A 17,556-nucleotide genomic window follows, 5' to 3' on the forward strand; every position below is an offset into this window, starting at 1 on the left:
TATCCAAAAAATAAAATTCAGCGTAGATGAGCATAATGGGGAAATGATGAAGAAAACCTTGGGACGGAAAAAATAAGGCCGGGCGAACGCCCGGCCTGACAGCATTATTTGGCGCTGCCGGCCTTGCCCGGCTTCAGCAACCCGTCCGCGCGGAACATCGCCTTGATACCGCGCACCGCCTGGCGGATACGGTCCTGATTCTCGATCAGCGCGAAGCGCACGTGGGTATCGCCGTAGTCGCCGAAGCCGATGCCCGGCGAGACGCAGACCTTGGCCTCTGCCAGCAGGCGTTTGGCGAACTCCAGCGAACCGAGGTGGGCATAAGGCTCGGGAATTTTCGCCCACACGTACATCGACGCCTTCGGATTTTCCACCATCCAGCCGGCCTCGTGCAGCCCCTTCACCAACACGTTGCGGCGCTGCCGATACTGCTCGGCGATATCGCGCACGCACTGCTGATCGCCTTCCAGCGCGGCGATGGCCGCCACCTGCAGCGGCGTAAAGGTGCCGTAATCGTGATAACTCTTGATGCGCGCCAGCGCGCTGACCAGTTCAGGGTTACCGACCATGAAACCGATGCGCCAGCCGGCCATGTTGTAGCTTTTCGACAGGGTGAAGAACTCCACCGCAATGTCTTTCGCCCCCGGCACCTGCATGATCGACGGCGCTTTCCAGCCGTCATAGACGATATCGGCATAGGCCAGATCGTGGATCACCAGCACGTTGTACTGCTTGGCCAGCGCCACCACTCGCTCGAAGAAATCCAGCTCCACGCACTGTGCGGTCGGGTTGGACGGGAAGCCGAGGATCATCATTTTCGGACGCGGGATGGTTTCCCGAATGGCGCGCTCCAGCTCACCGAAGAAATCCACGCCGTCCACCAGCGGCACCGAACGCACCTGGGCGCCGGCGATCACCGCGCCGTAAATATGGATCGGGTAGCTGGGGTTCGGCACCAGCACGGTATCGCCGTGATCGAGGGTCGCCAGCATCAGATGCGCCAGCCCCTCTTTCGAACCGATGGTGACGATGGCTTCGCTTTCCGGATCGATATCCACCTGATAACGATCGGCATACCAGCGCGAAATGGCGCGGCGCAGGCGCGGAATGCCGCGCGAGGTGGAATAACCGTGGGTGTCGTCGCGCTGGGCGACGGCACACAGTTTTTCCACGATGTGCGGCGGCGTCGGGCCGTCGGGGTTACCCATGCTGAAGTCGATAATATCCTCGCCGCGACGGCGTGCGGCCATCTTCAGTTCGGCGGTGATGTTGAATACGTAAGGGGGAAGGCGTTCAATGCGCGTGAAACGGCGCTGTGGACTGTTATCAGCCATAGGGGATTCCTCGATAGACGTTAGCGCCCGGACCGTCCGAGCGACGCAGGCCAGCGAACTGACCGAATATCGAACATAGCGCAGCGCCGACGAGCTTGTCGATACCCGGCGCGATATTTTTATTTGCCGCCCTGAAACTCCGCCGCCAGCAGCCCGAACAGCCAGTCGTCGCACCACTGCCCCGCCAGACGGTAGTTGTCGCGCAGCGTGCCTTCCAGCTGAAAGCCGCACGATTCCAGCAGGCCGCGCGAAGCGAGGTTGCCCGCGGTCACGGTGGCGGTCAGCTTGTGAAAGCCGCAGGCGTTCACCGCAAAATCCAGCACCGCCCGCAGCGACTCCTTGCCATAGCCCTTGCCCTGCCCGGCAGGCAAACTCCCGTATCCCACTTCCGCCTGCCGATACGGCACCCACTGCGGGCGAAAACCGGTAATGCCCACCGCCTCTGCGCTGTGCTTCTCACGCATCACCAGGCACAGCCACTGCTCGCCGTGTTTGTCCCAGGCCGGCAGCCGCTCCTCGAACCGGGCGCGGATCTCCGCTTCGCTGCGCGGATCTGAGATGTAACGGATCACCTCGGGATCTTGGTACAGGCGCAAAAACAGCGGCCAATCCTCGGCGGTTATCGACTGCAAGCTCAGACGTTCAGTGACCAGCTTCATAAAATCTCCGAAAAACGAAAAAGAGGAACTTACGAATGAAAGATATCTCTTTATTTTCCCCGATGGGTTGCCGATAATCATTCACGTTAAAACCACAAAACCATAACGTCTTGCCCGATTCCCTACAACCGCTCGCCGCAGTCACTCATGCGGCACGAGGAGAACACCATGGCCTCTTTAGTCATCGACGATATTCCGCAAACGATCGTTAACGTCAAACGCCAGCTGCGCCAGGCATTGCCGAACTACCGCGACGTGTTTCTGGCGCTGGAAGAGAACATCCGCGGCCAGGTCGAACAGATCCGCCGCGAGCTGGCCACCGGCCACAATCCGGTGCCGCAGATCGACGCGGAAGATATCCTGCAGCAGCGCGTCAGCGAGCAGCAGATAGCGCTGATCAAACAGCGCGGCGCCTGCGCCATTCGCGGCGTGTTTCCCCGCGCCAAGGCCGAGGGCTGGAACCGGGAAATCGGCGACTACCTTGAGCGCAACAACTTCGTCGAGCGGTTGAAAAACGCCGCCGAAGACAACTATTTCGGCAAGCTGGCCGCCAGCAAACCGCAGATCTACGGCATCTATTGGTCGAAACCGCAGGTCGAGGCGCGGCAGGATGCGCGTATGCATGCGGTGCAGGTGTTCCTCAACAGCCTGTGGGCCACCGAGAGCAACGGCAAACAGCATTTCGATCCGACCCGCGTCGCCACTTACGCCGATCGCACCCGCCGCCGCCCGCCGAACTCCTCGTCGCTGGGCCTGTCGCCGCACGTCGACAGCGGCACCATCGAGCGCTGGCTGGACGAAAACTTCCGCTATGTGTATCGCCACGTTTTCTCCGGCGACTGGCAGCAGTACGACCCCTTCGCCGCCGACGGCCGCACCGAGGTGCGCGAGATAGCCTCCCCGGCGGTCTGCTCGATGTTCCGTACCTTCCAGGGCTGGACGGCGCTGACGCCGCAGCGCACCAACGCCGGCACGCTGAACCTGGTGCCGATCGCCAACGCCATGGCCTATGTGCTGCTGCGCGCACTGCAGGACGACGTCGCCGACGACGATCTGTGCGATGCGGCGCCGGGCCGCGCGCTGTCGATCTCGGAAAAGTGGCATCCCCTTTTATTAAGTGGGATTTCCCCTATTCCCGATCTGGAGCCGGGCGACACGGTCTTTTGGCACTGCGACGTGATCCACGCGGTGGAGAACGAGCATAACGGCGAGTTCGACAGCAACGTGATGTACATCGCCGCCGCGCCGGGCTGCGAGAAAAACGACGCCTATCTGCAGCGCCAGCTGCCGAGCTTTATCGACGGCAGAACGCCGCCGGACTTCGCCCCCGACGATTTCGAGGTGGATTTCGACGGCCGCGCCACCGCCGACCTGCTGACGCCGCTAGGCAAAACGCAGCTCGGCATGGGCTGATCCCCCCGCCAGTGGCGCGCGCCACGGGCCCCTTTCGCTGTGGTATACTGCCGCCATCCGTAGGCCGCAGCGAGAACCCGTCGTGCACCCTTTTTTTGAAATGCTGTTGGCGGTGTTTGATCGCGCCGCGCTGATGTTGATCTGTCTGTTTTTCCTGACCCGCACCCGGCTGTTCCGCCAACTGCTGCAAAAAGAAGACCATACGCCGCTCGAGCTCGGCATCGTCACGGCGATCTTCTCGCTGTTCGCGCTGTTCAGCACCTACTCCGGCATCAACGTCGAAGGATCGCTGGTCAACGTGCGCGTCATCGCCATTATGGCCGGCGGCATCCTGTTCGGCCCCTGGGTGGGGATCGTCACCGGCATCGTCGCCGGGGTACACCGCTATCTGATCGATATCGGCGGCATCACGTCGGTGCCTTGTCTTATCACCAGCATCATCGCCGGCATCAGCGCCGGCTACATCAACCTCAAGGTGAAAAAAGAGCAGCGCTGGCGCGCCGGCATCGTCGGCGGCATGCTGTGCGAATCCCTCACCATGCTGCTAATCGTGCTGTGGGCCAAGCCGACCGAGCTTGGGTTGGACATCGTGTCGCAGATTGCCCTGCCGATGATCCTCGGCACGGTGTGCATCGGCCTGATCGTGCTGCTGGTACAGAGCGTCGAGGATGAAAAAGAGGTGATCGCCGCGCGCCAGGCCAAGCTGGCGCTGGATATCGCCCACAAGACGCTGCCCTATTTCCGCAACATCAACAGCGAATCGCTGGCCACCATCTGCGATATCATCCGCCAGGACATCCGCGCCGATGCGGTAGCGATCACCGATACCCATCAGGTGCTGGCCTACGTCGGCGTAGGGCGCGAAGCCTACCCGATCGGCCGCGAAGGGCTGAGCCGCGTCACCCGCGAAAGCATTCGCCACGGCAAGATCATCATCAAGAACAACCTGGAAAACCCGGCGGCGCCGCAGATCCATTCGCAGCTGGTGGTGCCGCTGTGGGAAAAAGGCGAAGTGACCGGCGCGTTGAAAATCTACTACTGCCACGCTCACCAGATCACCAACACGCTGAAGGTGATGGCGGTCGGGCTGTCGCAAATCATCTCCACGCAGATGGAAGTGTCCCGCATCGAGCACCTGCGCCAGATGGCGGACAAGGCCGAAATGCGTGCGCTGCAGAGCAAGATTAACCCGCACTTCCTGTTCAACGCGCTGAACGCCATCTCTTCCTCTATCCGCCTGAATCCGGACACCGCGCGCCAACTGATCATTAACCTGTCGCGCTACCTGCGCTACAACCTGGAGCTGAACGACGAACTGATCGATATCCGCAAGGAGCTGCATCAGATTCAGGACTATATCGCCATCGAACAGGCGCGCTTCGGCGCCAAGCTGACGGTGATTTACGACATCGACGACGACGTCTCGGTGCGCATTCCGAGCCTGCTGATCCAGCCGCTGGTGGAGAACGCCATCGTGCACGGCATCCAGCCCTGCAAGGGTAAAGGGGTGGTGGTGATCGCGGTGAAAGATCAGGGCGATCGGGTGAAGATTTCGGTGAAGGATACCGGCCACGGCATCAATCAGGAAACCATCGATCGGGTGGCGCGCAACGAGATGCCGGGCCACAATATTGGCCTGCTCAACGTGCACCACCGCGTGTCGCTGCTGTACGGTGAAGGGCTGCATATTCGCCGCCTGGAGCCAGGCACCGAAATCGCGTTCTACATCAGCAAAAACGGCGGCAAGCTGCATCAGGAAGCGAGCGCGCCGCCGGTCGGGGAGGCCTCATGAAAGCCATCATCGTGGAAGACGAATTCCTCGCGCAGGAAGAACTCAGCTACCTGATCAAGAAACACAGCAATATCGATATCGTTGCCAGCTTCGAGGACGGCCTCGACGTCCTGAAATACCTGCAAACCCACCAGGTCGACGCCATTTTCCTCGACATCAACATCCCGTCGCTGGACGGCGTGCTGCTGGCGCAAAACATCAGCAAGTTCGCGCATCGCCCATCGATCGTGTTCATCACCGCCTATAAAGAGCACGCGGTGGAAGCGTTCGAGATCGAGGCGTTCGACTACATCCTCAAGCCCTATCACGAGGCGCGCATCGTCACCATGCTGCAAAAACTGGAGGCGCTGCATCAGCGCCCCGCCGGTGGGGCGGAACCGACCAGCGCGCCGAGCCGCGGCAGCCACAGCATCAACCTGATCAAAGACGAGCGGATCATCGTTACCGACATCAACGACATCTACTACGCCGCCGCCGATGAAAAGGTGACGCGGGTCTATACCCGCCGGGAAGAGTTCGTGATGCCGATGAACATCACCGAGTTTTACGGCCGGCTGCCGGAAGCGCATTTCTTCCGCTGCCACCGCTCTTACTGCGTTAACCTGGCGAAGATCCGCGAGATCGTGCCCTGGTTCAACAATACCTACATTCTGCGGCTGAGCGATCTTGAGTTTGAAGTGCCGGTCAGCCGCAGCAAGGTGAAAGAGTTTCGCCAGCTGATGCGCCTGTAAGCGCTTACCAGCGCGGGCCCGGACGGTAGTAATAGCCGGGCGGCGGCGGTGGCGGCATGCGGTAATGCGGCCGGTCGCGCCAGTCGCGCGGCGGCGGCCCGTAGTAAATCACCCGTGGCGGCGGGCCATAATAGTACCCGCGCGGGCGTTCATACCGGTGGTGATCGGCCCACCAGCGCGGATCGCGCCAGCGATAGCCGTCCCAGTAGTGGCCGCGATTATCGCGATCGCCGATATGCAACGACAGGCCCGGCACGTTCACGCCGATGGACACGTCGGCCTGGCTCGCCAGCGGCAGCGCCAGCAGCGCGGCCAGTAACAACAGCGTTTTTTTCATTTCATGGACTCCTGCAGAGCGGACCTCGTCCGATCGCAGATAACATAGTCCCGCGCTCATCGCCGCTCTATAGGCGCAATGCCGATTTACGCCTTTCAGACGCATCCTTCACAATTTCACCACAATCGTTCACCGGCAGTTAACAATAAATCGTTGATATCTTTGATGTAGATCACGTGCCACCCACGGCATTTCACGCGCTTTTCGGTGCAAAAACGGCAACTCACGCCGCATAACATGCATTTCATTCCTTCCGCCGTGCAACTCATTCCCGATCCGCCGCCCACCGGGGGGGCCGGCCATATAATAAGCCCATACCGCGGGAACCCAGCTTCACCCCGCAAATTTCAGCCAGCGGCTCACGCCCGGCAACGCACACACAGGAAGGAGACCGGCCATGAACACCAAACCGGCAAATCGCAGCTTAATCGTTCTCGGCACCATCATCTGTCAGATGGGCCTGGGCACCATCTACACCTGGAGCCTGTTCAACCAGCCGCTGGTCGACAAGTTCCATTGGGGACTGGCGGACGTCGCCACCACCTTCTCCATCACCAGCTTCTTCCTGGCCTTCGCCACGCTGTTCGCCGGCAAGCTGCAAGAACGCTTCGGCATCCGCAACCTGACGCTGTGTTCCGGCATCCTGGTCGGCCTGGGCCTTATCGCCAGCGCCCACGTCAGCTCGCTCGACATGATCTACCTGCTGGCCGGCGTGGTGGTGGGCTTTGCGGTCGGTATCGCCTACATCTCCACCCTGTCCAACCTGATTAAGTGGTTCCCCGCCAACAAAGGCCTGATTTCCGGCATCTCCGTCGGCGCCTTCGGCAGCGGCAGCCTGCTGTTCAAATACGTCAACGCCGCCCTGATCGCCGACGTCGGCGTTTCCGGCGCCTTCTTCTACTGGGGCGCCATCGTGATGGGTCTGATCGTCGTCGGCTCCCTGTTGCTGAAAGAGCCGGTGCTGGCGACTAACGCCGCGCAGCAAGGCGCCAACGGTCTGGGCAACGACTACAGCGTGCGTCAGATGCTGGCCACCAAAGAAGCCTACCTGCTGTTCACCATCTTCTTCGCTGCCTGCATGAGCGGTCTGTACCTCATCGGCATCGTGAAAGACATGGGCGTTCAACTGGCCGGGATGGATTTGGCCACCGCCGCCAACACCGTGTCCGCCGTCGCCATCTTCAACACCGCCGGCCGCATCATCCTGGGTACGCTGTCCGATAAAGTTGGCCGTATGCGCGTCATCAGCTTCACCATGCTGGTTACCGTGCTGGCGATTGTCGCGCTGAGCTTCATGACCCTGAACCACACGCTGTTCTTTATCTGCGTCGGCGCGGTAGCCTTCTGCTTCGGCGGCAACATCACCGTGTTCCCGGCGATTGTCGGCGACTTCTTCGGCCTGAAGAACCACAGCAAAAACTACGGCATCATCTACCAGGGCTTCGGCCTGGGCGCGCTGGCCGGTTCGTTCGTCGCCAAATACTTCGGCGGCTTCCACGCCACCTTCATGGTGATTGGCGTTCTGTCCGCCGCCTCTCTGCTGATTACGCTGTTCATCAAAGCGCCGAAGGCGGTGGAAGCGGAAACGGCAGAAACCACCCAAACGGCGGAGCTGGCCAAAGCCTGATACCCCGTGAAAACGACAAGGGGCGCAACCTGTGGGTTGCGCCCCTTTTTTATTGCCCCGCCCCTGAGCTTACAGGTGCATGCCCAGCGTCTGGCGCAGATGCGCGCCGGCACCCAGCAGGCCCGGCTGGCCGTGCGTTATCATGAACACCGGGATTTCGCGCACATAGTCGCGGAAGCGCCCCTTGTCTTCAAAGGCGGCGCGGAAGCCAGAGGCCTTGAAGAATTCCATAAAGCGCGGCACGATGCCGCCGGCGATGTACACGCCGCCGAAGGTGCCCAGATTCAGCGCCAAATTGCCACCGAAGCGCCCCATGATCACGCAAAACAGCGACAGCGCGCGGCGGCAGTCGATGCAGCTGTCTGCCAGCGCCCGCTCGGTGATGTCCTTCGGTTCCCATTTCTCCGGCAGGCGGTTGTCCGCCTTGACGATGGCGCGATACAGATTGACCAGGCCCGGCCCGGACAGCACGCGCTCGGCGGAAACATGCCCCACTTCCGCGCGCAGCACCTCCAGAATGATGTCCTCTTCTTCGCTGTTCGGCGCGAAATCGACATGGCCGCCCTCGCCCGGCAGGCTGACCCAACGGCGATCGACGTGCACCAGGTGGGCAACGCCCAGCCCGGTGCCGGCGCCATACACCGCGATCGGTTTGCCCGGCTGCGCATCGCCGCCGCCAAACTGCAGCACGTCGTCCGGCGAGAGCATCGGGATCGCCATCGAGACGGCAGTGAAATCGTTGATCACTTCCAGATGGCTCAGCCCCAGGCTGGCCTTCATTTCTTTGATCGAGAACGCCCAGCTGTGGTTGGTCATCGCCACCCAGTCTTCGGTCACCGGGCAGGCGATCGCGATACAGGCGTCCTGCACCTCGATATCGCACGCTTTCAGGTATTGGCGGATCACCGCCTCCAGGCTGTCGAACTCCAGGCCGGAATAGGTTTTCGCCTGGGTAATCTCACCCGTCGCAACAGTGCACAACGCCAGGCGGGCATTGGTGCCGCCAACATCACCTACGAGGGCATAGGTCATTGATTTCGTCTCCGCAAAATGAAAAATAAAAAGCTGCCCACACTGTAAAATCCTGCTGCAAAAACAACAATCACCCGCCTCGGATCTGCACCCCAATAGCGATCCGGATCACAAAAAACGTTTCAGCTGGCCTGCAGCGCCGCGTTTTGAAACAAATTGCGGCAAAAAACGCCCCCCGGCGACTGTTAACCGTCATCGACGCCGGGCAATATCAATGCGTGCCTGCGCGCCGATAGTCTGGCAAGCTGTGGCCACTGCTCAACCACCCGCTCTCCCTGCCCTGCCGGGAGGCATCGACAAGGGATTATCCATGCTGCATCCGCGCGCCAATGCCATGTTGGCCTTTGCTTTGCCTGCGCTGATTATCGGTTCCGCTTCCAGTCTGGTGCTGCTGTTGGTGATGAACATTGCCGCCGCACTGCAGCAATTACTGTGGGTGACGCTGCCCGGTGCGCTGAGCCTGGACGCCCAGTCGCCCTGGTGGCCGGTCGCGATGCTGACGCTGACCGGCGTGGCGGTCGGCCTTATCGTGCGCTATATGCCGGGCCACGCCGGGCCGGACCCGGCGACGGAATCGTTGATCGGCATGCCCCTACCGCTCTCCGCCCTGCCGGGACTGGGGTTAGCGCTGATCGTCGGCCTGGCCGGCGGCGTCAGCCTGGGGCCGGAGAACCCGATCACCGCCATCAATATCGCGCTGGTAGCGGCCGCCGGAGCGCGCCTGCTGCCGAAGGTGCCGCGCATGGACTGGATCATCCTGGCGGCTGCGGGCACCATCGGCGCGATGTTCGGCACGCCGGTCGCCGCCGCGCTGATCTTCTCGCAAACCCTGGCGGGCAATAACGAAACGCCGCTGTGGGATCGGCTGTTCGCCCCGCTGGTTGCCGCCGCCGCCGGCGCGGTCACCACCCAGATGTTCTTCGTGCCCAATTTCGCCCTGCAGCTCGACGCCTACGATGTAACTCGGCTGCCGGACATCTTCAGCGGCGCCATCGTGGCGCTGATCGCCATCGCGCTCGGCATGGTGGCGCTGTGGTGCTTCCCGCACGTTCACCGCCTGTTCCATTCGATGAAAAATCCGGTGTTGATGTTAGGGCTGGGGGGCTTTGTGCTGGGCCTGCTGGCGCTGGTGGGCGGAGAGATTACCCTGTTCAAAGGGCTGGATGAAATGAAGCGCCTCGCGCAAGACGACGGCTATTCGGTGCCGGCGCTGTTGACCATTACCCTGACCAAGCTGGCGGCGCTGGTGATCGCCGCCGCCAGCGGCTTTCGCGGTGGGCGTATCTTCCCGGCGGTGTTCGTCGGCGTGGCGCTGGGGCTGATGCTGCATCAGCACGTTCCCGCAGTGCCGGCGGCGATCACCGTCTCCTGCGCCATCATGGGGCTGGTGCTGGTGGTCACGCGCGACGGCTGGCTCAGCCTGTTCATGGCGGTGGCGGTGGTGCCGGATCTGCACCTGCTGCCGGTGCTGTGCATCGTGATGCTGCCCGCCTGGCTGGCGCTGGCGGGCAAACCGCTGATGCTGGTGAATCGCCGGCAGCCGCCGCACGACGATTAGGCCAACGCGAACGCCGCGGCGGCGCGGGCGTGGATCGCGGTGGTGTCGAACACCGGCACCGACGCATCACGCTCGCTCACCAGCAAACCTATTTCGGTGCAGCCGAAAATAATCCCCTGCGCGCCCTGCTGCTCCAGATCGCTGATGATCCGGCGATACTCGTCGCGCGAGGCGTCGCGAATTTTACCCAGGCACAGTTCGTCATAGATGATTCGGTGTACGATGTCGCGATCGGCGCTGACCGGCGTCACCACGTCGATGCCGTGCAATTCCTGCAGGCGGCCGCGATAGAAGGTCTGCTCCATGGTAAAGCGCGTGCCCAGCAGCCCGACGCGGCGAATGTTTTTTTCCCGCACCTGCAGCGCCGTGGCATCGGCGATGTGAATCAGCGGCAGGCCGCTGGCCTGCTCGACCGCCTCCGCCACCTTGTGCATGGTGTTGGTGCAGATCACGATAGCTTCGGCGCCGGCGGCGCGCAAAGCCACTGCGGCGGCGGCCAGCAGCCGGCCGGCACCGTCCCAATCGCCCTGGTGCTGCAAGCGTTCAACCTCCTGAAAATCGACGCTGTAGAGCACGATTTTGGCCGAATGCAGCCCGCCGAGGCGTGCCTTTACCTGCTCGTTAATAGTGCGGTAATAAGGAATGGTGGATTCCCAGCTCATGCCACCCAGCAAGCCCAACACTTTCATCATTCGTTCCTCAGCATTTCCGACGATCCTCTGACCTTACCTGAGAATCGCCGGGCTGACGACGCCTTATTTGGCGCCGGAATTGATCGGCTGGCGCGCTTCGAACCAGCGCTGGCGCAGCGTGTCGTACAGCCAGTTATAGGCCATGGTGTACGGCAGGAAGAACAGGAAGAAACCGATTTCCAGCATAAACGCCTGCGCCCAGGAGATGCTCAGCATCCAGGCGGCGATCGGCACGCCGATCAGGATAAAACCGGCTTCAAAGCCGACGGCGTGCAGCGCACGCACTTTCAGGTTACGCACCACCCGGCTGACCGGCCACAGGCGGTCGAACACCGTGTTGTAAACCATGTTCCACAGCATCGCGACGGTGGAGAGCATCACCGCCAACGCACCGACCTGCACCATTGAGCGGTTCAGCAGCCACGCGCCCAGCGGGGCGCAAACCATCACGGCGATGGCCTCGAAACCGACGGCGTGGACGATACGTTCAATGAGAGACTTGTTTTGCAGTTGCATACATCACCTTTTTTCAACAGTTGTTGCGAAAGCCAGGTGATTATCATCGCTTTTTCGGGTAGGTTAAAAATAGATTCCATCGATAAAGCAGATAGGTTATGCACTATTCTCCGGAAGCGCTGCATGCGTTTGTCGAAGCCGCCGCCCTCGGCTCGTTTTCCGCCGCCGCGCGCAAGCTGCGCAAAAGCCAATCCACCGTCAGCACTGCCATCGCCAATCTGGAGGCCGATCTGGCGCTGACGCTGTTCGATCGCAGCGCGCGCCAGCCGGTGCTCACCGCCGCCGGCCGCAAGGTACTGGGGCATGTGCAGGCGATCCTCGCGGCCAGCGAACGGCTCGACGCCCTGAGCATTCAGCTGGCGGGCGAGGTTGAACCGCGCCTGAGCATGGTGTTTTCCGATACCTACCAGCCCAAGCATCACGATCGGTTGATGCAGCTGTTCGAACAGCGCTACCCGGAGATTGAGCTGGAATGGATGATCGCCGAAGAAGGCGACGTTATCGATCTGCTGCAAAGCGGCCGCGCGCACTTGGGCATGGTGGAAGTGCAAAAAAGTTATCCGCCGGATATCGCCTTCTCCCGGCTGCCTGAACAGACCGAAATGGGGCTGTTCGTCGCCCATCAGCACCCGCTGGCCCAGGTCGCCGCGCCAACGCCGGAGCAGCTGTCCAGCATCCGCCAGCTGATCCTGAATACCTACACCGGCGCCGAAGCGGCCAGACAGGGTGGCCTGGTCTGGTCGGCGCCCAGCTATCTGCTGTTGCTGGAGATGGCGGAACAGGGGTTCGGTTGGGCGGTACTGCCACACTGGCTGGTGCAACAATACGGCCACGGCAAACTCACCCAGCTGCGGCCGCGCGGCTGGCCAAAACTGATTTCGGTGGATGCGGTCTGGTCCAAACTGACCCCGCCGGGCCCGGCGGGGTTCTGGATGCTGGATCGCCTGCTGGGCGATACCCTGCCTTAAGCGGCGGCGTTGCGTGCCTGAATGGCGCGTGAGACGGTATCGAGCAGTTCCGGCATGTCCATCTTCGGCAGCATCACTTCGATGAAGGCCAGCCGATCGTCGTCCGCTACCTCGCGCAGCGCCTGGCGCAATCCGTCCGGATCGCTGACCCGCAACGCCTTCACCGGCCGCTCGCCGGCCAGCGCCGGCGGCAACTGCGTCCAGTTCCAGCGCGCGATGTCGTTGTAACGTTGCTCCGGCCCGTGGATCGCACGCTCGATCGTGTAACCCTGATTATTCAGCACGAAGATCACCGGCTTAAGCCCGTCGCGCAGCATCGATCCCAGTTCCTGTACGGTCAGCTGCGCAGCGCCGTCGCCGATCAGCAATATTGCCCGCCGCTGCGGTTCAGCGGTCTGTACGCCGAACGTCGCCGGCAGGGTATAGCCGATCGATCCCCAGAGCGCCTGCACGATCAGGCGGCAGCCACGCGGCAACGTCAACGCCGCCGCGCCGAAACAGGCAGTGCCCTGATCGGCCAGCACGATATCCCCGGGCCGCAGGAAATCCTGTATCTGCCGCCAGAAGGCGTGCTGATCCAGCCCTTCCCCATCGGTTTCCGGCAGCGTCGGGCGGACGATCGGCGGCAACGGCCAGCGTGACGCCAGCGACAGGCTCAGGCGGTGCAGCGCCTGCACCGCCTCGCGCATCGGAATGCGGCTAAAGCGCTGCCGCCCGACCCAGGCTTCGAACGGTTGAATGTCGATGCATTTTTCCACCGGCAAATGATGCGTGAAACCGGCGGTAATGGTGTCGGTCAAACGCACGCCGACGTTGATCACCACATCGGCGTTTTCGATAAGCTGTTTCACCGCCGGATCGCTGGCGCCGCCGCAGTAGGTCCCGACAAACCCGGCTCGGTTCTCATCCAGCACGCCTTTGCCGAGCAGCAGCGTAGCGTGCGGAATGTCGACCGCCTGCAGCCACTCGTCCAGCGCCGCTTCGGCGCCGAAGCGATCGGCCAGGAAGTCCGCCAGCAGCGATACCCGCCGCGCCGGCAGCAGCTTTTCGCGCGCTGCGGCGATAAATGCCTGCAATGCGCTGCGCGACAGTTTGGCCTGACGCAGCATCAGCGGCGCCGGTTTGGCCGACAGCGGCGCTTGTGCGACGTCGCTGGGCAACATCAGGTAAACTGGGCGATGTTCCAGCAAGGCGACGCCGATCAGGCGGTCTATCTCCACGGCGGCGTTGTCGGCGGTCAGGTCGGCCTGCGCGACGGTCACCTCTTTGGCTATCCGCGCGAAGTGGGTAAAGTCGCCATCCCCCAGCGAATGGTGCAGCAAATCACCGGCGCGCTGGGCGCGCTGCGCCGGCGTGCCGACCACGTGGATCACCGGCAGGTATTCGGCGTAGCTGCCGGCCACCCCATTCAACGCGCTCAGCTCCCCCACGCCAAAGGTGGTGAGCAGCGCCGCCGCCGGTTTGCAGCGAGCGTAGCCGTCGGCGGCATAGGCGGCGTTCAGCTCGTTGGCGCAGCCTACCCAGGTGATTTGCGGATGAGCGAGAACGTGATCGAGGAATTGCAGGTTGTAATCCCCCGGCACGCCGAAGAAATGACGGATGCCGATTTGGGCCAGACGATCGAGCAGATAATCGGCCACCGTATAGGTCTGAGTCATGATCATCACCTGTCTGCAGCTGGAGCGATTATCTTAAGTATCGAAGATGCCGTTCAAATTTCGAACAAACGCGCCTGCCTCGATCGGCAACCTGGCGTTACATGCCGGCGCTGTGATCGCTCCCCCGGCAGCGCGGTGTGAAAGCGTATACACTCAAAGCACTTCACCTCCCGCCGACAAGGATAACTATGTCCTACCAAGCCTCCCCTACGCGTTATCAAGATATGGAATACCGGCGCTGCGGCCGCAGCGGGCTGAAGCTGCCCGCCGTCTCGCTCGGGCTGTGGCACAACTTCGGCGACGCCACGCTGTATGACAACGCCCGCGGCCTGATCCGCTGCGCCTTCGATCGCGGCATTACCCATTTCGATTTGGCCAACAACTACGGCCCGCCGCCCGGCGCCGCCGAGGAGAACTTTGGCCGCATACTCAACGCCGATCTGCGGGCCTGGCGCGACGAGCTGATCGTCTCGTCCAAAGCCGGTTACACCATGTGGCCCGGCCCCTACGGCGATTGGGGCTCGAAAAAGTACCTGGTCGCCAGCCTCGATCAGAGCCTGAAGCGCATGGGGCTGGAGTATGTGGATATCTTTTATCACCACCGGCCGGATCCGGACACGCCGCTGGAAGAAACCATGGCGGCGCTGGATCTGCTGGTGCGCCAGGGCAAAGCGCTGTATGTCGGCCTGTCTAACTACCCGGCCGAACGCGCGCGGCAGGCGTTCGACATTCTGCAGCGGCTCGGCACGCCGTGCGTGATCCACCAGCCGAAGTATTCGATGTTGGAACGCACGCCGGAAGCGGGATTGCTGGATACATTGGCAGAGCATGGCGTCGGGTCGATCGCCTTCTCGCCGCTGGCGGGCGGCCTGCTGACCGACCGCTACCTGCACGGCATCCCGCAAGATTCCCGCGCCGCCAGCGGCAGCCGCTTCCTGCAGCCGGAGCAACTGACCGCCGAACGGCTGGACAAAGTGCGCCGCCTCGATGCGCTGGCGCGGCAACGCGGGCAAAAGCTGTCGCAAATGGCGCTGGCCTGGGTGCTGCGCGGCGATCGCGTCACCTCGGTGCTGATCGGCGCCAGCAAGAATGCGCAGATAGAAGACGCGGTAGGCATGCTGGCCAATCGTCATTTCAGTGAAGAAGAGCTCGTGCAGATCGAACAAATCCTACTGTAATCGCTTACAAATACCGCCGCTCCACCGAGCGGCGATCCCCCAGAAAAATCTCAAATCTCGGCCTGCGGCGCCGTTTTCAGAGTGGCTCTCAGATTCAACCCTATGCGCCGGCGCTATGATGCCGATATTGCAGCAAAAATAACGATAAGGCCGCTTTTTAAACTGATGAACGCGCTTCATAAAGTGATTAACGGCCAGGCCGCGCAAGCGGAAAGGAGAAGTCATGTTTAAACCTCTGCTCTTGGCTGCCATCTTGGCGGCGACGGTGTTGCCCGCCATACAGCAGGCTCACGCCGAAGGGCTCAGCATCGATCTGATGCCGGGCGTTTCATTGCGCATCGGCGATCAGGACAATCGCGGCCGTTACTGGGACGGTTACGACTGGCGCGATCGTGACTGGTGGCAAGGCCATCAGGGCCGCTATCTCGGCGACCGCAGCCCGCGTGGCTATTACTGGGACGGCTATCGCTGGCGCGATCGCGACTATTGGCGCAAATACTACTACTCTCGCGATGGCCGTTATTACAAATGCGACCGCCGTTGCGACAAGCATTACTGGAAGAAAGAGAAAAAGCACCACCACGATCACGATCGCGATCGCTGGCGCCGCCACGGCGATGACGACCGCGATTAACGACGACGGGCCGGCACCATGCCGGCCCGCGCTTTTTTTGCCTACAGCACGCTGCCGATCAGCAGATAGCCGTTCAATCCCACCACCACCAGCACGATCAGCTTACCCAGGTTTTGCACCACTGGGCCGTTGACCATCTCCCCCATCAGCGCCCGATTGCCGGTGAAAGCCAGCAGCGGCACCAGCGCCAGCGCAATGCCGAAGCTGAGCAGCACCTGGCTCAGCACCAGAATGCGCGTCGCGTCCATCCCCAGCATGATGACGATAAACGACGGCAGCATGGTCACCGCGCGCCGCAGCCACAGCGGGATATGGAAATGCACGAACCCTTGCATCACCACCTGCCCCGCCAGCGTGCCCACCACGGTAGAGGAGAGGCCGGCGGCCACCAGACTCAGGCCGAACACGGTAGCAGCGGCTTGCCCGAGCAGCGGTTGCAGCGTCAGGTAAGCCACATCGAGATCGGCGATGCCGCTGTGGCCGCTGAAATGAAACGCGGCGGCGGCGGTGGCCATCATCGCCAGGTTAACGAAACCGGCAATGGTCATGGCCACGGCGACATCGACTTTGGTGGCGGCATAGCGCTCCGCCTTGTCGTGCTCGCCGCCGATTTGGGTGAGCGACGAATGCAGGTAGATCACATGCGGCATGATGGTGGCGCCCAATACCCCGGCGGCCAGAAATACCGCATCGCCGTTAGGCAGATCGGGCAGCGCCATGCCCTTCAGCAGCGGCGTGAGCTGCGGCTGGGAGAACGCCAGCTCGACGATATAAGCGGCGGCGACGAACAGCAGCAGGCCGCCAATCACCAGCTCCAGCGGCTTTTGCCCGCGCTTTTGCAGCATCAAGATTAAAAAGGTGGCGATGCCGGTCAGCACTGCGCCCTGCAACAGGGAAACGCCGAGCAGCAGCTTGAAGCCGATCGCCGCGCCGATAAACTCGGCCAGATCGGTCGCCATGGCGATGATCTCCGCCTGCACCCAATAGGCCCACACCGCCGGCCGCGGAAAGCGATCGCGAATATGCTCGGCCAGGTTTTTCCCGGTGGCGATGCCCAGCTTGGCGGACAACAGCTGGATCAGCATCGCCATCACGTTGGCCCAAACCACCACCCACAGCAGGCTGTAGCCGAACGAGGCGCCGGCCTGGATGTTGGTGGCGAAGTTACCGGGATCGATATAACCGATAGCGGCGATGAAGGCGGGCCCCATCAGCGAGAGTTTGATTTTTCTGGCGGAGCGCCCGGAGGTGGTTTCAACCACGCGACTGTTCAGCATATGTTGAACCCTTACTGAAATTACGTTTATCTCCACTCTATATAAATGATAATAATTATCAAGCGCATTTAGAGCGGTAAAACTTATCTCTGTAATAGCCAACATTAACGGTTTTATCGAAGGGTTCAGCGCGGAGCTTGCCGATTTCCG

The 17,556-nt window shown here is 61.8% G+C and carries 16 protein-coding genes; 8 read left to right on the plus strand and 8 right to left on the minus strand.

Annotated features, from left to right (window positions below):
* Positions 1-104 precede the first annotated feature (104 nt).
* Together alaC and QOL81_RS06480 are read right to left on the minus strand one after the other, a co-directional pair.
* Positions 105-1,334, minus strand: coding sequence for an alanine transaminase (alaC, locus tag QOL81_RS06475; RefSeq protein ID WP_016926818.1), 1,230 nt, complete (start codon positions 1,332-1,334; stop codon positions 105-107).
* 119 nt (positions 1,335-1,453) lie between these two features.
* Positions 1,454-1,993, minus strand: a complete 540-nt coding sequence (locus QOL81_RS06480; RefSeq protein ID WP_060419919.1) for a GNAT family N-acetyltransferase — start codon at positions 1,991-1,993, stop codon at positions 1,454-1,456.
* A 168-nt stretch (positions 1,994-2,161) separates the two neighbouring features.
* Here QOL81_RS06480 and QOL81_RS06485 point away from each other — a divergent pair, with 168 nt between their 5' ends.
* The 3 genes from QOL81_RS06485 to QOL81_RS06495 all read left to right on the plus strand — a co-directional run bounded on the left by QOL81_RS06485 (position 2,162) and on the right by QOL81_RS06495 (position 5,929).
* Positions 2,162-3,406, plus strand: a complete 1,245-nt coding sequence (locus QOL81_RS06485; RefSeq protein ID WP_060439296.1) for a DUF1479 domain-containing protein — start codon at positions 2,162-2,164, stop codon at positions 3,404-3,406.
* Between the two features lie 100 nt (positions 3,407-3,506).
* Positions 3,507-5,198 carry a sensor histidine kinase gene (locus tag QOL81_RS06490; protein WP_060419914.1) on the plus strand — a complete coding sequence of 564 codons (1,692 nt, stop codon included), beginning with the start codon at positions 3,507-3,509 and terminating at the stop codon, positions 5,196-5,198.
* The gene (locus QOL81_RS06495; RefSeq protein ID WP_060419911.1) at positions 5,195-5,929 is read left to right on the plus strand and encodes a LytR/AlgR family response regulator transcription factor; all 735 of its coding nucleotides are present in this window, start codon (positions 5,195-5,197) and stop codon (positions 5,927-5,929) included. Before QOL81_RS06490 ends, QOL81_RS06495 begins: the two co-directional genes overlap by 4 nt.
* 4 nt (positions 5,930-5,933) lie before the next feature.
* Here the strand turns inward: QOL81_RS06495 and QOL81_RS06500 are convergent, their stop codons facing one another.
* Positions 5,934-6,266 carry a DUF2502 domain-containing protein gene (locus QOL81_RS06500; protein ID WP_019453817.1) on the minus strand — a complete coding sequence of 111 codons (333 nt, stop codon included), beginning with the start codon at positions 6,264-6,266 and terminating at the stop codon, positions 5,934-5,936.
* A 397-nt stretch (positions 6,267-6,663) separates the two neighbouring features.
* Here QOL81_RS06500 and QOL81_RS06505 point away from each other — a divergent pair, with 397 nt between their 5' ends.
* Positions 6,664-7,893 carry an L-lactate MFS transporter gene (locus tag QOL81_RS06505; RefSeq protein WP_142110311.1) on the plus strand — a complete coding sequence of 410 codons (1,230 nt, stop codon included), beginning with the start codon at positions 6,664-6,666 and terminating at the stop codon, positions 7,891-7,893.
* Positions 7,894-7,962: 69 nt separating this feature from the next.
* Here the strand turns inward: QOL81_RS06505 and glk are convergent, their stop codons facing one another.
* Positions 7,963-8,925 (minus strand): glucokinase, encoded by a 963-nt coding sequence (gene glk / locus QOL81_RS06510; RefSeq protein ID WP_060419908.1) that lies wholly within the window; start codon positions 8,923-8,925, stop codon positions 7,963-7,965.
* Positions 8,926-9,235: 310 nt separating this feature from the next.
* Here glk and QOL81_RS06515 point away from each other — a divergent pair, with 310 nt between their 5' ends.
* A complete protein-coding gene (locus QOL81_RS06515; RefSeq protein ID WP_060419906.1) occupies positions 9,236-10,483 on the plus strand; it encodes an ion channel protein in 1,248 nt (415 codons plus the stop codon).
* Here the strand turns inward: QOL81_RS06515 and QOL81_RS06520 are convergent.
* On the minus strand, positions 10,480-11,172 hold the full coding sequence (locus QOL81_RS06520) for an aspartate/glutamate racemase family protein (protein WP_019453821.1): 693 nt from the start codon (positions 11,170-11,172) through the stop codon (positions 10,480-10,482). The two genes, QOL81_RS06515 and QOL81_RS06520, sit on opposite strands and share 4 nt — an antisense overlap.
* Positions 11,173-11,238: 66 nt before the next feature.
* Positions 11,239-11,691: a multidrug/biocide efflux PACE transporter gene (locus QOL81_RS06525; RefSeq protein WP_016926809.1), complete on the minus strand. Its 453-nt coding sequence runs from the start codon at positions 11,689-11,691 to the stop codon at positions 11,239-11,241.
* A 98-nt stretch (positions 11,692-11,789) separates the two neighbouring features.
* On the opposite strand from QOL81_RS06525, the gene QOL81_RS06530 reads away from it, so the two are divergent.
* Positions 11,790-12,659: a LysR family transcriptional regulator gene (locus QOL81_RS06530; protein ID WP_060419900.1), complete on the plus strand. Its 870-nt coding sequence runs from the start codon at positions 11,790-11,792 to the stop codon at positions 12,657-12,659.
* Here the strand turns inward: QOL81_RS06530 and QOL81_RS06535 are convergent.
* On the minus strand, positions 12,656-14,317 hold the full coding sequence (locus QOL81_RS06535; RefSeq protein WP_060420836.1) for an alpha-keto acid decarboxylase family protein: 1,662 nt from the start codon (positions 14,315-14,317) through the stop codon (positions 12,656-12,658). The genes QOL81_RS06530 and QOL81_RS06535 overlap by 4 nt on opposite strands.
* A gap of 188 nt (positions 14,318-14,505) precedes the next feature.
* Here QOL81_RS06535 and mgrA point away from each other — a divergent pair, with 188 nt between their 5' ends.
* Both mgrA and QOL81_RS06545 read left to right on the plus strand, forming a co-directional pair.
* Positions 14,506-15,495: an L-glyceraldehyde 3-phosphate reductase gene (gene mgrA, locus QOL81_RS06540; RefSeq protein WP_060419898.1), complete on the plus strand. Its 990-nt coding sequence runs from the start codon at positions 14,506-14,508 to the stop codon at positions 15,493-15,495.
* A gap of 223 nt (positions 15,496-15,718) precedes the next feature.
* Entirely contained in the window at positions 15,719-16,129 is a 411-nt protein-coding gene (locus QOL81_RS06545; protein ID WP_197827386.1) for a DUF2502 domain-containing protein, read from the plus strand.
* 41 nt (positions 16,130-16,170) lie between these two features.
* On the opposite strand, the gene QOL81_RS06550 is transcribed toward QOL81_RS06545, so the two are convergent.
* Positions 16,171-17,406, minus strand: a complete 1,236-nt coding sequence (locus tag QOL81_RS06550; protein WP_197827387.1) for an Nramp family divalent metal transporter — start codon at positions 17,404-17,406, stop codon at positions 16,171-16,173.
* Positions 17,407-17,556: the final 150 nt, after the last annotated feature.

The sequence above is a fragment of the Serratia sp. CC22-02 genome (assembly GCF_900182895.1).
GTDB classification, from domain to species: Bacteria; Pseudomonadota; Gammaproteobacteria; order Enterobacterales; family Enterobacteriaceae; genus Serratia; species Serratia nevei.